We start from the raw sequence: 15,251 nt of genomic DNA, 5'->3' as shown, positions 1-15,251 counted from the left end.
AAATTCCCTTTATAATTCTTATTGTTTACAAAAATAACAACATTAGGGGGAGAGTTTATGTTAGAGAAAAAAATAGAAATAAAAGGTGTAAGTAAAAAAATAAAAAATAGAACTATATTAAGTGATATTTCCTTTGATATTTATAAAGGTGACATTTGTGGTTTTTTAGGTCCTAATGGTGCGGGAAAAACTACTTTAATTAGAATTATTACAAATTTAATTTCTCCAACAAAAGGGGAAGTGAAAATAAATGGCATAGATGTTGTTAAACAAAGAAAAAGTGCATTATTGAATCTTGGCGCAATAGTAGAAGAACCTGTATTTTTCCCATTTATGTCAGGAAGAAAAAATCTACAAAATTTAGCTATCCTGAACCCAGATATGTCAAAGGTTGAACAAAAAGAAAAAGTGGAAGAAGTTTTAAAAATAGTAGACCTTCAAAGTAGAGGTGATGATAAAGTTAAAACTTATTCTTTAGGAATGAAACAAAGGTTAGGAATTGCGCAAGCACTTTTAAATAATCCAGAAATAATTATTTTAGATGAACCGGCTAATGGATTAGATCCTATAGGTATGAGAGATTTAAGAAACCTTATATTTAAACTTCAAAGAGAAAAGAAAATAAGTTTTTTAATATCCAGTCATCTTTTAGACGAATTACAACAAGTTTGTAATAGATTTATTGTAATAAATGAAGGAAACCTTATATGGGAGGGTAGTAAAAAAGAACTAGAGAGTGTTAGTGATAATGGCAGATTAGAAGATGCATTTATAAAATTGGTAAGCAAATATTAGGCGGTGGATATGATTATGAAAAAATTATTTATTAGTGAATGGCAAAAGTTGTGGAGAAGAAAGGTTACATGGATTTTATTTATAACGACAGTATTAAATTTAATATATTTTATTAAATTTTCTATTAAAAATAATATTGGTATTACACCAGACAATCTTAAATATATTTCAGCATTAAACTTTCCAAGTAACTTACTTAAAAATCAAATAGTAAGCATTTTTGATATTATGGTAATTATCTTTATTGTCATGGCTGTAACAAATGAATATAGAACTGGTCAGTTAAGGATGGTAATGACAAGAAATATTTGTTTTGATGAAATTTTCAAAACAAAATATCTAGTTATAGTAAGTACTATGTTTTTATTTTTAACTGTAAATTTTCTTTTAAGTACTTTTTTAGGATATTTAGCTTTGCCACATGAAAATGTTAAGTTTCCATATTGTTTAAGAACTTTTACGATAAGTGAAAGTATTTCTTACAATATTAAATATTATATTGTTACAGGTATAGTTTTAGTTGCTTTTATATCAGTTATTATGTATATATCATTAATATCTAAAACTACTATAGAAGCGATAACATTAAGTTTGATATTCATGTTTATATCAGTGATGTTACCAGAGTTGTCTTTAATTTTTACAAGTAAAGGATCAAATATATATGAAATTTTAAACTTTTCTTGTCTAACAAGAATTCAATATTTAGGTATAGATCATTTGCTTTCAGAATCTCAAAAAGGAATTGGAATTATGATAACTTCTATTGCTTTTCACGGAATAGTATTTTATTTAATTGGACTGAGTTCATTTAATGACAGAGATTATTATATTTAAGGAGAAATTAAAATGAATAGATTAATAGCTTCAGAATTTCAGAGAATATGGAAAAATAGGCAAACTATATTATTACTTGTATTTTGCATAGTTATTACAATTGTATTTTGTATATGGAGATATGCATATCCAGCTGGTTCATATGATGCAGTAAATTATAATGTAGAATTAAACAGACTCAATTTTGCGCCATTTATATTTTATGAAGTAAGATTAGAATTAATGTATATAATATTTCCTATTATGTATATAAACTCAATTAGTCATGAAATATATATGGGAGCTTTTAGAATATATGCAACAAGACCATATAAAAAACATGAATTTATAATAAGTAAGATAATAGCATTAGCTTTAATAACTTTTATATTTGTATTTATAGTGTTTGCAATAAGTACAATTTTTGGATATTTATTTATGCCTAAAGTATCAAAAGTTAAGTTTTATAATATTCAACATGAATTTTCAATGATGCAGGCTTTTTTATATACTATAAAATTTTACATTATACAGTTTGTTATATGTTTATGTGTCTTAGGTTTATCAGTAGTTATTGGTACTATAATAAACAATTTTGTAATTTCCATTTTCGCTATTATTGCTTCAACAATAGCATTAGGATTTCACACTAAAATTTTTGAATTTATTAATTACACAACGACATATGGTTTCTATGTTTTAGGGGATAGTGTATCTATAAGTTTTTATATTAGCTTAGGAATGTTTTTAACAATAAGTTTAATTATAAGTATATTTTTATGGATAAGAAAAGATTACCTTTATTAAAGGGGGATACATCATTGAAAAAAATTATAGGTATATTAATTTGTGCATTTATGATTATAACACTAGGAACGGTATTAAATATTAAACATGAAAAATATAAAGAAAACAAAGCTATACAAGCCTTGAAAAGTAAGAAAATAGAATTAAAGACTGTAAAATATAATAATGGTTTTGAAGATTTAATGCCTTTAAAAAATATATTAAAAGATAAAAAAATTGTTGCTATGGGAGAAGCGACTCATGGGACAAAAGAATTTTTCCAAATGAAGCATAGAATGTTTCAGTTTCTCGTTGAAGAGATGAATTATAATATTTTTGCTATAGAAGCATCTATGCCTGATTGTGCGAGGATAAATGATTATATTTTATATGGAAAAGGAGATGCAAAAGATGCCGTAGAAGCAATGGGGTTTTGGACATGGAACACTAAAGAAGTTTTAGATATGGTAGAGTGGATGAGAGAATATAATAAATCTCATGACAATAAAATTAAATTTTATGGTTTCGATATGCAATCAAGTAGTTTGGCAGCTACAAATGTTATAGATTATTTAAAAAATATAGATCCAGATTATGAAATCAAAGTTCACTCTAAACTTGAGGAATTTAATGATAAAAAACTAGATTATGTTGTAGACAAAGAACTGCCTATTAATGATATCAAAGAAATAATAAATAATTGTGATAAAAAAAAGGATGAATATATTAAAAGATCTTCCAAAGAAAAATATGAAGTAAATAATCAAAATTTAAAAATTATGTGTGAGTTTTATGATGTTTTTGGTGAAAAAAGTAGTGATTTTGAAAAAGAAAATAAAAGAGATAAATATATGGCAGAAAATATAAAATGGATTTTAAATCATGAAAAAGAAGATAGTAAAATTATGATATGGGCTCATAATACACATGTATCAAAGCAAATAGACAATTTTAGTAATTTAGATAAAGAATATGAGACAGAAAATATAAAAAGAATAGGATCTAATTTATATAACATGTATAAAGATAAAATATATATTATTGGATTTGAATTTAATAAAGGAGATTTTAATGCTGTAGTATGCAATAAGGAAACTGGAAACCGTACAGTTAAAAAATGTACACTTCCATCATCTAAGAAAGGTTCAGGAGCATATATTTTTTCGAGAACTTCACCTATGTTCTTTATAGATTTTCAATCTTGTAGTAAAGATAAATATCTATTAAACATATTATTAGCATCACAAATGTATCATGATATTGGTGCAAACTTTGTAAATGAAAAAGCTAGCTTAAAATCTCAAGTTTTAAGTGAAAGGTATGATGGATTGATATTTATAGACACTACTAGTAATGCTGAAACTAATTAGGTATCAATAATGAAAATAGAAATAGACTAAGTATACATTTTATATAATGAAATGGATAAATTATACGGAAAAATAACATACAACTTAAATTTATACATCAAATTTTTGTTATCAGTTGAGAAAAATAAGTACAAATATAATTAGTTAAGAATTATGAATTAAGAATTTAGGATTAAAGTGACAACCACTTTCTGAAAATGATTAAGAAAATCTATAAATATAATTTGCTTTGCAAATTATAAAAAGATACGTTGAGAATTACTAGGAACGAAGTGAGTAGTAATAACCTCAACTGTTCACTATTCACTCTTAACTTTTAACTAAAATAATCTGTTAGTTATTGAAAAAATATTAATTTGAGTTTTCTCATTTGATAAATGAATAAGTTTAAGATTTAATTTGGAAGTCTATAACATTATAAAATTAAAGATTATTATAGTGGTATTTGATTAAATCATAGCTTGTAACCTTTTCTAAAGTTGTTTGTAAATATGCTAATATTATGCTAATATATATAAACATATGATAAAATGATATATGTTTTTTCTAAATTTCAAATTAATACAAATTTATAGGGAAACAAGCTATAATTTGAATTTAATTAATTAGGAGCTTGCATGACTTTTAGATTATTCAAGTTTTGAAATGAATAGTCAAAAAAAGATAAATTGGAACACTATAATAAATTAAACTTTTGAAAAAACTAAGGGAAATTTTATATATTAAGATTTGAAATAACGAACGGAGGAAATAAATTATGTCTAATTTACCAAATTGTCCAAAATGTAATTCAGAATACACTTATGAGGATGGAAGTCTTTTTGTTTGTCCAGAATGTGCTCATGAGTGGAATTTAGAATCAGAAAAAGAAAATAATGAAGATATAAAAGTTGTAAAAGATGCAAATGGAAATATCTTAAATGATGGTGATACTGTAACTGTAATTAAAGACCTTAAAGTAAAAGGAGCTTCATCATCTATAAAAATAGGTACAAAAGTAAAAAACATACGTTTAGTTGATGGAGATCATAACATTGATTGTAAAATAGATGGTTTTGGAGCTATGGAACTAAAATCTGAGTTTGTTAAAAAAGCATAATAAATAAATAACTAAAAAACTATCTTAGTATTAAGTATTAAAGCTTTATATTAAGATAGTTTTTGTTTTGTAAAATTTTATAAATTCATATATTTAATGTATAATTATTATTAATATTTTAATTAAGGTTTAAGGGTATAGAATATGTTTAATATAATGATAGTTGAAGATAATGAACAAATACAAAATGAAATAGCAAATATTTTAAATATTAATGGGTATAAAGCAATTAAAGAAAGAGATTTTGATGAAATTCCTAAAGCAGTTAAAGAGAAAGATCCACATTTAATTTTATTGGATATCGGTTTACCTTATAATGATGGTTTTAAAATATGTACCGAAATACGTAATTTTTCAAAAGTACCAATTATATTTGTAACAAGTAGAAACACTGATGTTGATGAACTTATGAGTATTACTTTAGGCGGGGATGATTTTATAACAAAACCATATAATACTCAAATTTTATTAGCACGAATAAATTCAATTTTAAAAAGAGCATATCCTAATGAAAGAAATATAGAAGTTATAGAGTACAAAGGTTTAAAACTTAATATATTAGCTAGTACTATAGAAAATGAAGGGAGTAGCATTGAACTTACTAAAAATGAGTTTAAAATAATACATTGTTTATTAAATAGTAAAGGAAAGATAGTATCTAGGATAGAAATTATGGAATATTTGTGGGAGAGTGCTTTATTTATAAGTGACAACACATTAACTGTTAATATGACAAGAATAAGAAATAAGCTTCAAAGTATAGGAGTGAAAGATTTTATCAAAACTAAGAGGGGACAAGGATATATGGTATGAATTTAAATGATTATTTAAAAGAACGAATAGGTATACTGCTTTTAAATATTGTATTGCTTATAGTTTTAATAATATTTTTATTTAGCGTAGGAAATACTTTTGAAGTCATAAAAGTAATAATTACTATGTGGGTACTTATATGTATTTTTTTATTTTTATATGATTATAAAAGAAAAAAGTCATATTTTAATACTATATTAAAGGTAATTAATAGTTTAGATAAAAAATATTTAATTGGTGAGATTATAGATGAGCCTTGCGATACAGTAGGAAAATTTTATTATAATTTAATGAGACAATCTAGTAAATCTATGCTTGAAGAAATAAATTTGAGCAAGTGTGTTCAAAAGGAGTATAAAGAATATATTGAAAAATGGATTCATGAAGTTAAAACACATATTTCTGCAATAAAGCTTATTGAAGAAAATAATAGAACTAAAAATTCTTCACTAGTATTGCATGAATTAGATAATATAGATAGATTTGTAGAACAAACTTTATTTTATGCAAGAAGTGAAGAGGTAGATAAAGATTATCTAATAAGGGAAATATCATTACAAAAATGCATAAATCAAGTTATTATAAGAAATAAGCAAATGTTTATATTAAATAACATAGAAGTTGAAATAAGTGGTGTGAATGAGAGCGTTTATTGTGATAGTAAATGGTTGGAATTTATAATAAATCAAGTAATAGTAAACGCCATTAAATATAGAAATAAAAATTTACCAATAATAAAAGTATATACAAAAGATATAAGTCATGGACTTAAATTAATTATAGAGGATAATGGTATAGGTATTCCTCAAAATGAGATAAATCGTGTTTGGGAAAAAGGGTTCACAGGAGAAAAGGGAAGAAAAGGTAATAACTCTACAGGCATTGGATTATACTTGTGTAAAAAGCTAGCCTATAAATTAGGTTTACATATATCAATAGAATCAAAAGTAAATGAATATACAAGAGTAATTATAGTATTTCCACGAGGAAATTTTAGCTGTAATGAATTACTCCTATACTAATAGTATAGGAGTTTTTATGTTACAAAATTGTCATATATAAGTAATGTTAAATTTATTTATGATAGTAGAATTTTAGTTAAAATAATATAGAGGTGAAAATAATGGGAAAAATACTAGAAGTGAAACATATAGAAAAATATTATGGAAAAAGTGGTAATGTTGTTAAGGCTATTGATGACATAAGCTTTGATATTTCAAAGGGTGAATTTATTGGAGTTATGGGTCCTTCAGGATCAGGAAAAACTACATTGTTAAATACTATATCAACAATTGACGAGGTTAGTTCAGGCCATATTTATATAAATGGTGATGACATTACTACAATAAATCAAAAAAATATAGCAAAATTTAGAAGAGAAAATTTAGGATTTATATTTCAAGAGTTTAATTTATTAGACACATTGAATATTCATGAAAATATAGCATTAGCTTTAACGATTAATAGATGTAAAAAAGATAAAATTGATGAAAAAGTGAGAGATATTGCTACAAAATTAGGAATAGAAGATATACTTTTAAAATATCCTTATGAAGTGTCTGGTGGACAAAAACAACGCTGTGCATGTGCCAGGGCATTAATAACTAATCCTAAATTAATTTTGGCTGACGAACCTACTGGAGCATTAGATTCAAGATCAGCACAACTGTTAATAGAAATGATTTCAAGTTTAAATAAAAATTTAGGGTCAACGATTTTGATGGTAACTCATGATTCTTTTACTGCAAGTTATTGTGATAGAATTTTATTTATTAAAGATGGAAAAATTTTTACTGAATTAATAAAAGGGGAAAGTAATAGAAAACAATTTTTCAATCAAATACTTGATGTTGTGGCATTACTTGGAGGAGATATAAGAGATGTACGCTAAGCTTGCAATAAATAATGGGAAACGCTCAATAAAAGATTACTTAATATATTTTATAACAATAACATTATGCGTAAGTTTATTCTATGCGTTTATGTCATTATCCAGTAGTGACTATGAATTTATAACTGAGGATTCTTATAATTTTGAAATGCTGACAGTAATATTAAAATATGTTACATATATAATTACAGCACTACTTATATTGCTTATAGGATATGTAAATAAATATATGATAAAAAGAAGGCAAAAAGAGTTTGCAACATATATATTATTAGGAGCAGAACAGAGAAATGTTTCAATAATGTTTTTTATAGAAACATTATTTATAGGACTTATATCAGTTGGCATAGGAATTTTTATTGGTATGTTATTTTCTCAGGTAGTTACTGCATTAATATTAATAACAGCTAAACAACAACTTACATTTTCGCTTAGATTATATACAGACACTGTATTGATTACAGTTATATTCTTTTTAGCGATGTTTTGTATAATTGGTATTTTAAATATACGAAGTTTAAGTAAAGTTAAACTTATTGATATGATAAATGCTGAAAAAAGAATTGAATTTCAATTTAAAAGAGGAAAAACAGTTTATATATTGTTATTTATACTAGCTTGTGTATTTTATGTTATTTGTGGATATTCAGTATATAAAATTTTAAAAGTTATACAGAATCCCAATAATATAAATGGATATGAAAAAATATATATGTTGGTAGGATTAATTACTTTTATATTAGCGACATACGCTTTGTTTTATTCAATAGCATATATTATTATAATAGTCAAAAATAGATGGATAAATTTTAAATATGAAGGAACAAATTTATTTTTAATAGGATCTTTAGTATCAAAAATTAAAACATCACCTATGTTAATGGCAACAACATCTATAACATTTTTAGGTGCAGCACTAAGTTTTACATTAACATTATTATTATCTCAATGGAGTTTAGGGTATTTAGAATATAGAATTCCCTTTGATATAATTATAAACAGTAATTATGTTAAATTAAGAGATATTAATGATATTAAGATTCCCAATTATAAATCTTTAGAGTTATATTTAGAAAAACAGAACTATGGAGTTAAAGAGTTTTGTGAAGTTGAAAAATATTTTTTAAAAAAAGAAGATTTTTATATAAAAGATAAAACAAAAATGCCTATATTAGCTATTAAATTAAGTGATTTTAATAAGTTAAGAACTATGTTGGGATATGAAAAAATTACTATTAAAGACAATGAATTTACTATACAATGTGCTAAAATGATTAATGATCTAGATATAGAAAAATATATACAAGAGAACAATGTAATTAATGCACATGGAAATAATTTAAAAATAAGTAGCAATGGTTATTATAAGGATTCAATAGGAGAAGGAATATATAGTTATTATAATGATATGCTGTTTATATTACCAGATAATTATTGTGAAAAATTAACTTTAGCTAGTGTAGATTTCTTTGTAAACACTAATAAAAAGATTAGTTATGAAGAGGCATTGAATTTAGAAAATAAATATATTCCAAATTGGAGTAAAAATGAATATAAAGATATATTACAAGATTATAATAATGTAGAGGTGTTACCTAATATATCGATGACAAGAATAAAGGTTGCAGAGGTAAGTGAAATATTAAATGTAACATTGGCCATGAAAATTTTAGGAGTATATCTTGGAACAGTATTACTTATGATAAGTTTTACAGTACTTGCATTGCAGCAATTGATAGACTCAATAGAGCATAAAAGTAGATTTAATATTTTAAAGAAGCTTGGAATAGAAGAAAAAGAAGTAAATAAAATAATATTTAAACAAATATTATTTTACTTTTTACTTCCTATAATAGTATCTACTGTAGAATTTATAATATTTATATATTATTATATGAATATATTTTTAAATCAAATGAATGTATATATAGGAGATGAAGCTTTTATTTTTAATATAGGAATAGCATTTTTTATAATAATTATAATATATGCAAGTTATTTTTTATCAACTTATTATACGTTTAAAAGAAATATAAATGATATGGATATAGTAAAATAAATAACTAAAAAACTATCTTAGTATTAAGTATTAAAGCTTTATATTAAGATAGTTTTTGTTTTGTAAAATATTAATCTTAGATTTTTTTGTTTGGCAAACAAATAAGTTTTAAAGTAAATGTAGCTATACTCTAGGATACAAAATATAGCTTATATAAGCTTATTTTTATATTTTAGGGTTATAAAAATTCTTACATAATTTTTTTGGTAGATTAGTGAGTGTTAAAATTTAAAAAGTTATAGAGTGTTAGAAAATTAAGAATATTAATATTGAAAAATAACTTAGTGGTATAATGTAGTGAAACAAATTGAAATCTTAGCCTGTTTATGGATTTAAAATTTTTTAATAGACAATATTAACTTTCGAGAGAAAAATAAATATTAGTTATATTAAATGCAGAGAATATATTAAAAGAGGAAAGTATGGTTAATGCTAAAAATTATTTTTTTATTAAAAAGGTAGGTGAATTTTTAATATGAAGTTAAGAAAAAATTTGAATGGAGAAGTAATAAAGGCCATTAAAATTTGTATTGCAGGATTAATAGCTGTATATCTTAGTAACATAGTGTGGTATGCAGAGGCATCTACTATGGCACTTACAATTTTTCTGCTTTTGGCATCTTATCCATCAGCATCTAGTTCAAGAGGGTACTTTAAAAAAAGGTTTTTAGCAAATGTATATGCATTTTTATTAACTGCTATAATGCATCCAATATTTAAAGGAAGTTTATATGGATTGCCTATTGTATTTTTTGTAATAATTGTTACATATGATAAGTTTAATTTGAATGGGAAAATTAGTGTAGTAAGTTGCGCAGCTGGTGCATTAATACTTTATATTAGTAGTGATATAGTTGGAATAGTGGGTAGATTTGTTTCTATATTGATAGGGGGTATAATTGCAATAATTGTAAATGAACTGATTTTACCAATAAATTTAGGTGATATAGTAGAAAGTTCTTTGATGAATATATCCCAAGATTTGTTGTTAAATATAGAGTCTTTAATAAACTCTAAAGGAGTATTTGAACAAAAATATGATAACTTTAAAACAAATTTACAAGAGTTAAGTGTGAATTTAAAAACCTTAGAAAAAGACATTGATGTAATATCAGGTGGATTTCACTTAAAAAAATATAGTACTAAATTGAAAAAATATAATTATTTATATCAGGTAGATATGGCTGCAGATAATTATTTAAACACTCTTTTTAAATTTAATAAAGAAAATTTACATAGTAAAGAAAATGAACGAGAATACATAATTGAATTAACTGAAATAATATATAAAAAACATAAAAATATACTAGAAGATAAGGGGATAGGTGATACTATAAACATAAAAATAGATCCAAATAGACTAGATATGAGTAATAATACCAATATACTAATAATAAGTAGATTAATAGAATATTTAAATAAAATAAATACATATTATTAAAAGTGTATATTAATAAATAAAAAATAAATAGCTACCTCAATATATAATTTACTTATATGTTGAAGTAGCTATTTAAAATTTAAAAATATTATTTATAAAAAGTAGTAGTATTGCTAGCTAAGATAGGATTATAATCATATGAACCTGCAACAATACCAAGATAAGCAGTTATTTCATGCTTACCATAAGTTTCTGATGGTAAAGAAAAAGAAATATTATCAGTTGGTCTATTAAGTTTAGTCTTATATGACAAAACTCCATTGTCATATACATATAATTGACAATTATATTCAGCAGTAGGTAGTTTTGCTGTAAATTGATTATTTGAGTAATTATATTGTAAATTTATTGATTTTTCTATTTTAGGATTAAAAAAACCTAAATCTATTTCATTACTCATAGAATATGCATCGAAATTTGGTGCACATATTCCAATAAAAGCTTTTATATTGTGATTTCCATAAGAATTAAGTTTAATAGGTAAATTTAATTCAGAGGTATTAGGAAGTATTTTACTCCTAAATATTTCACGGTTATTATCTAATATAATTAATGTAGAATTAAATTCTTCTTTACTAAATTTTATATTTAAATTAGTTTCTCCAGTTAGTGCATCAACTGAATTGGAAAATATTTTAAAATCTTCCTTTGCATTTATAAATGTATCTTTAGTAGGTAAAGATACGTTATAAGAAGTGTTAGTTTTTGCAACTGCTTTAGTTGGAATGATTACAATTGAAGAACCTATTAAAGAAATACATAATAATGCAACGATTGTCCCTTTTTTCATATTTAAACCCCCAATTAATATATAAATAAAATTACTTTTCGAGAAAATAATACAATTAATTCAATAAAATGTAAAATGATATTTGTATTTTAAATAGATTAAAGTATTGTATTACAATTTCAAATACAAATATAAATGGATTTATGAATAAATAGATTACATTTAAAAAGAAAAAATACTCTGTAAGATATAGGAAAATAAGCTCACATTTATATTTATTGAATACCTTTAAAATATTTTCATACAAAATATAGTGTTGAATTTGAAGTGTTTCCCAGTATATCTCACTATTTAGAGTATCCAAGTTTTGGAGCAAATAATTTTAAAAGTCAACTTGGAACGCTATAGATGATTAAAAAATCTATATTATGGAGTATTTTTATTTTGAATATGACATGATGCTGTCATATTTCATAAATTATACTCTAATAAAAAGTAGTTAAGGAGAATTATTTATGAATTATGAAATTGTTAACTTAGTTGAAAAACAGGTAGTAGGTTTAATAAAGGAAACCACTAATGAAAATGGTAGAGCCATTAAAGATATAGGGGAAATGTGGGGAGAATTTTTAGCAAAAGCATATTATGAAAAAATAAAAAATAGAAATAATAAAAAATTTATTGCAGTATATACAGATTACCAAGGGGATTTTACAGACCCTTATAATTTTTTAATTTGTTCTGAAGTTATTAAAAGTGATAATTTAGAATCACCATTAGTAAGTAGAAAAATTCCAGGTGGGAGATATGCTAAATTTGTTATAAAAGGTGATGTCAAAAAATCAGTACAGGAATTTTGGAGTGAACTGTGGAAAATGAATCTAGATAGAAGGTATTCTTGTGATTTTGAGGAATATCAAAATAATAGCAATGATATAGAAAATCAAGAAATACATATTTATATTTCTTTAAATTAATTATGTATTATATAAAATTTATTTCCTATAATATTTAATAACAAATAAATTATTTACAGGATGGAGCATTATAGGTTATGAGTAAAAGTGTTAGAAGAGGATATGTACTAAAAGATGAAGAAGAATTTAGTAAAAAGAGTATTAATAAATTATATAAAGCAGGTGAAGACTTAAGATATCTTCTTAATAGAAGTTACAATATAAAAGGAAGCTCTACGTTTATAGGAAATCATTATCTGTTATCTGAAAGGCAAAGACTTTCAATAGTTAGGGGAATTTCTTCAGATAAATCAGTAGAAAATAGAAAAGCAAAAGAAATACCTATTAATAAATTAGAAAATGAAACTGTAAATATTGATGGTTTTAATACAGTAATTACCTTAGAGGTAGCATTATCTAATTCAGTAATATTAAATTGTATGGATGGCACAATAAGAGATTTAGCTGGGCTTCGTGGTACATATAAAATTATAGATAAAAGTGAATTAGCAATTAAACTTATTGGAAATATATTAGAGAAATATAAAATAAAAGAAGCTATTTTCTATTTAGACTCACCAGTTTCAAATTCAGGAAGATTAAAACTTAAAATATTAGAATTACTAAAGGATTATAATTTTCAGGTTGAAGCAAAAACAATCAATAATGTAGATACTGTATTAGAATCATCAGATTGTGTTATAACTAGTGATGCTATTATTTTAGATAAGTGTAATAGTTGGATTAATTTAAATAAGGAAATTATAAAAAATAATATGTTAAATACCATGTATGTTGATTTTGAAACTAATTTAAAAAATAATCATATATTATAATAGTAGTAGATGGATTTATATATAAGGCATAATCAAATAAATAATAGACCAAATATGCTTCGAATCTTTGGTCTTTTATTCTTTTCATATGCCTAAATCAAAATATTCTACTATAAAGGATGGGTATAATGAATTTAGCTAAGGATTTATGCTTTAATGGTGAAATAGTAACTCCAAACAATATTAATTATAATGAAGATAGACAAGTTTGGAATAGAGCAATACAAAGATATCCAATAGCTATATTATATTGTATAAATAGAAATGATGTTATATTTGCTTTAAAATTTTGTGTTAAAAATAATTTTAAATTTAGAATTAGATCTGGTGGACACAATTATGAAGGATTTTCAATTGGTGATTGTGCAATAGTAATTGATATTAGTAGAATGAAAAAAATAAGTATAAATGAATACGATAATACTGTGACAATAGAAGCAGGTGTACAAAATAGAGAGCTTTATGAATTCTTAGGATTAAGGGGTTACCCATTTCCAGGAGGAACCTGTCCCACTGTTGGGGTAGCTGGTTATGCATTAGGTGGAGGATGGGGATTATCCTGTAGATTATTTGGATTAGGTACTGATAGTTTAGTGGAAGTGGAACTTGTAGACTATAAAGGAAAAGTAATTGTTGCTAACAAGAATTGCAATAGGGATTTATTTTGGGCATTAAGAGGTGCCGGTGATGGAAATTTTGGGGTAGTAACATCATTAACCTTTAAATTACCACCTAAAACAAATAAGGTTACGTTATTTACAATATATTATCCCCAAAATACGGCATTAGAACAGGCAAATATTATGGATGTATTTCAAAAGGTATATCAAACTTTAGATAGACGGGTAAACATGAGGGCTAGTTTTTATAATTCTTCTGAAGAAGGGATAGCATCATATTTCTTTGGGCTATTTTATGGAACAGAGGAAGAATTAAAAATAATATTAAAGCCATTTTTAGTTTTACCAAAGGCTATAGCTAATTTTGAATATATAACATTTATAGAAGCTATAAGAAAAGTTCAGGATAATTATCCTGATAGTGAGAAATTTAAATCTACAGGTAGATTTGTAAATAGGTTGTATTCAAAAGAAGAATTATTAAAATTAGCATTATCTCTTCAAGAAAGGCCACAGGGTTCAGTTTATGCTGCAATTACTTTTTATGGGTTAGGAGGGGCTGTTAAAGATAAAGGAAAACATGAGACAGCTTTCTACTATAGGGATGCTAATTATATTATGGGAATACAATCAGTTTGGGAAAACCCAATTTATGCGAAAGAAAATGAAATATGGGTTGACTCTAGACTAAGTTATATAAAAACTATAACGGAAGGTTTTTTTGTTAATTTCCCATATAGTCCATTAAAAAATTATGAAAAAGAATATTATGGTGGAAATGCATGTGAATTAAGGGGTATAAAAAGAAAGTATGATCCTTGTAATATATTTAATTTTCCACAGTCAATAAGATAAGAATGTTTCTAAATGATTTAATAGGTTTTATAAAAGTAGTTTTAAATCAATAAAGATATTAAGAATTAATTTTAAAATTTAATGAAACTCTTACTTGTGTTAAATATGCAAGTAAGGGTTTTTTATTTTTATAAACATTGTTTTAAAATATAAAAAATTATATTTACGTAATATTTATGTAACA

14 protein-coding genes are annotated in these 15,251 nt (G+C 24.3%); 13 read left to right on the top strand and 1 reads right to left on the bottom strand.

All coding sequences use genetic code 11. The features are described from left to right. The first annotated feature begins 57 nt into the window (after positions 1-57). The 10 genes from KQI36_RS06515 (at position 58) to KQI36_RS06470 (ending at position 11,070) form a co-directional block, all read left to right on the top strand. Positions 58-795, top strand: a complete 738-nt coding sequence (locus tag KQI36_RS06515) for an ABC transporter ATP-binding protein (protein WP_216450204.1) — start codon at positions 58-60, stop codon at positions 793-795. Positions 796-810: 15 nt separating this feature from the next. After that, positions 811-1,632 (top strand): ABC transporter permease, encoded by an 822-nt coding sequence (locus tag KQI36_RS06510; protein WP_216450203.1) that lies wholly within the window; start codon positions 811-813, stop codon positions 1,630-1,632. A 12-nt stretch (positions 1,633-1,644) separates the two neighbouring features. Continuing rightward, positions 1,645-2,418: an ABC transporter permease gene (locus KQI36_RS06505; protein ID WP_216450202.1), complete on the top strand. Its 774-nt coding sequence runs from the start codon at positions 1,645-1,647 to the stop codon at positions 2,416-2,418. Positions 2,419-2,432: 14 nt separating this feature from the next. Then, positions 2,433-3,767 (top strand): erythromycin esterase family protein, encoded by a 1,335-nt coding sequence (locus KQI36_RS06500; protein WP_216450201.1) that lies wholly within the window; start codon positions 2,433-2,435, stop codon positions 3,765-3,767. A gap of 757 nt (positions 3,768-4,524) precedes the next feature. Then, entirely contained in the window at positions 4,525-4,866 is a 342-nt protein-coding gene (locus KQI36_RS06495) for a zinc ribbon domain-containing protein YjdM (protein WP_199869004.1), read from the top strand. A gap of 144 nt (positions 4,867-5,010) precedes the next feature. After that, positions 5,011-5,679, top strand: coding sequence for a response regulator transcription factor (locus tag KQI36_RS06490; protein WP_216450200.1), 669 nt, complete (start codon positions 5,011-5,013; stop codon positions 5,677-5,679). Further along, positions 5,676-6,701 (top strand): sensor histidine kinase, encoded by a 1,026-nt coding sequence (locus KQI36_RS06485; protein ID WP_216450199.1) that lies wholly within the window; start codon positions 5,676-5,678, stop codon positions 6,699-6,701. The genes KQI36_RS06490 and KQI36_RS06485 overlap by 4 nt, the downstream gene beginning before the upstream one ends. A gap of 101 nt (positions 6,702-6,802) precedes the next feature. Further along, a complete protein-coding gene (locus tag KQI36_RS06480; RefSeq protein ID WP_216450198.1) occupies positions 6,803-7,570 on the top strand; it encodes an ABC transporter ATP-binding protein in 768 nt (255 codons plus the stop codon). Continuing rightward, the gene (locus KQI36_RS06475) at positions 7,560-9,629 is read left to right on the top strand and encodes an FtsX-like permease family protein (protein WP_216450197.1); all 2,070 of its coding nucleotides are present in this window, start codon (positions 7,560-7,562) and stop codon (positions 9,627-9,629) included. Before KQI36_RS06480 ends, KQI36_RS06475 begins: the two co-directional genes overlap by 11 nt. 475 nt (positions 9,630-10,104) lie before the next feature. Then, entirely contained in the window at positions 10,105-11,070 is a 966-nt protein-coding gene (locus KQI36_RS06470; protein ID WP_216450196.1) for an aromatic acid exporter family protein, read from the top strand. A gap of 88 nt (positions 11,071-11,158) precedes the next feature. On the opposite strand, the gene KQI36_RS06465 is transcribed toward KQI36_RS06470, so the two are convergent. Further along, positions 11,159-11,860: a hypothetical protein gene (locus KQI36_RS06465; protein WP_216450195.1), complete on the bottom strand. Its 702-nt coding sequence runs from the start codon at positions 11,858-11,860 to the stop codon at positions 11,159-11,161. A 455-nt stretch (positions 11,861-12,315) separates the two neighbouring features. Between KQI36_RS06465 and KQI36_RS06460 the strand changes: the two genes are divergently transcribed. The 3 genes from KQI36_RS06460 to KQI36_RS06450 all read left to right on the top strand — a co-directional run bounded on the left by KQI36_RS06460 (position 12,316) and on the right by KQI36_RS06450 (position 15,067). After that, positions 12,316-12,777 (top strand): GyrI-like domain-containing protein, encoded by a 462-nt coding sequence (locus tag KQI36_RS06460; RefSeq protein WP_216450194.1) that lies wholly within the window; start codon positions 12,316-12,318, stop codon positions 12,775-12,777. Positions 12,778-12,854: 77 nt separating this feature from the next. Continuing rightward, positions 12,855-13,592, top strand: a complete 738-nt coding sequence (locus tag KQI36_RS06455; RefSeq protein ID WP_216450193.1) for a DUF434 domain-containing protein — start codon at positions 12,855-12,857, stop codon at positions 13,590-13,592. 128 nt (positions 13,593-13,720) lie between these two features. Next, positions 13,721-15,067, top strand: coding sequence for an FAD-binding oxidoreductase (locus tag KQI36_RS06450; RefSeq protein WP_216450192.1), 1,347 nt, complete (start codon positions 13,721-13,723; stop codon positions 15,065-15,067). Positions 15,068-15,251: the final 184 nt, after the last annotated feature.

It is taken from the genome of Clostridium senegalense (genome assembly GCF_018916625.1).
Taxonomy (GTDB): domain Bacteria; phylum Bacillota; class Clostridia; order Clostridiales; family Clostridiaceae; genus Clostridium_J; species Clostridium_J senegalense.
This window is presented reverse-complemented; position numbering and strand designations above follow the sequence as displayed.

Excerpts from the sequence above, each read along its gene's own strand:
- KQI36_RS06475 (WP_216450197.1), top strand. The coding sequence starts at position 7,560 with ATGTACGCTAAGCTTGCAATAAATAATGGGAAACGCTCAATAAAAGAT.
- KQI36_RS06455 (WP_216450193.1), top strand. The coding sequence starts at position 12,855 with ATGAGTAAAAGTGTTAGAAGAGGATATGTACTAAAAGATGAAGAAGAA.
- KQI36_RS06515 (WP_216450204.1), top strand. The coding sequence starts at position 58 with ATGTTAGAGAAAAAAATAGAAATAAAAGGTGTAAGTAAAAAAATAAAA.
- KQI36_RS06450 (WP_216450192.1), top strand. The coding sequence starts at position 13,721 with ATGAATTTAGCTAAGGATTTATGCTTTAATGGTGAAATAGTAACTCCA.
- KQI36_RS06505 (WP_216450202.1), top strand. The coding sequence starts at position 1,645 with ATGAATAGATTAATAGCTTCAGAATTTCAGAGAATATGGAAAAATAGG.
- KQI36_RS06510 (WP_216450203.1), top strand. The coding sequence starts at position 811 with ATGAAAAAATTATTTATTAGTGAATGGCAAAAGTTGTGGAGAAGAAAG.
- KQI36_RS06470 (WP_216450196.1), top strand. The coding sequence starts at position 10,105 with ATGAAGTTAAGAAAAAATTTGAATGGAGAAGTAATAAAGGCCATTAAA.
- KQI36_RS06495 (WP_199869004.1), top strand. The coding sequence starts at position 4,525 with ATGTCTAATTTACCAAATTGTCCAAAATGTAATTCAGAATACACTTAT.
- KQI36_RS06460 (WP_216450194.1), top strand. The coding sequence starts at position 12,316 with ATGAATTATGAAATTGTTAACTTAGTTGAAAAACAGGTAGTAGGTTTA.
- KQI36_RS06480 (WP_216450198.1), top strand. The coding sequence starts at position 6,803 with ATGGGAAAAATACTAGAAGTGAAACATATAGAAAAATATTATGGAAAA.
- KQI36_RS06485 (WP_216450199.1), top strand. The coding sequence starts at position 5,676 with ATGAATTTAAATGATTATTTAAAAGAACGAATAGGTATACTGCTTTTA.
- KQI36_RS06465 (WP_216450195.1), bottom strand. The coding sequence starts at position 11,860 with ATGAAAAAAGGGACAATCGTTGCATTATTATGTATTTCTTTAATAGGT.
- KQI36_RS06490 (WP_216450200.1), top strand. The coding sequence starts at position 5,011 with ATGTTTAATATAATGATAGTTGAAGATAATGAACAAATACAAAATGAA.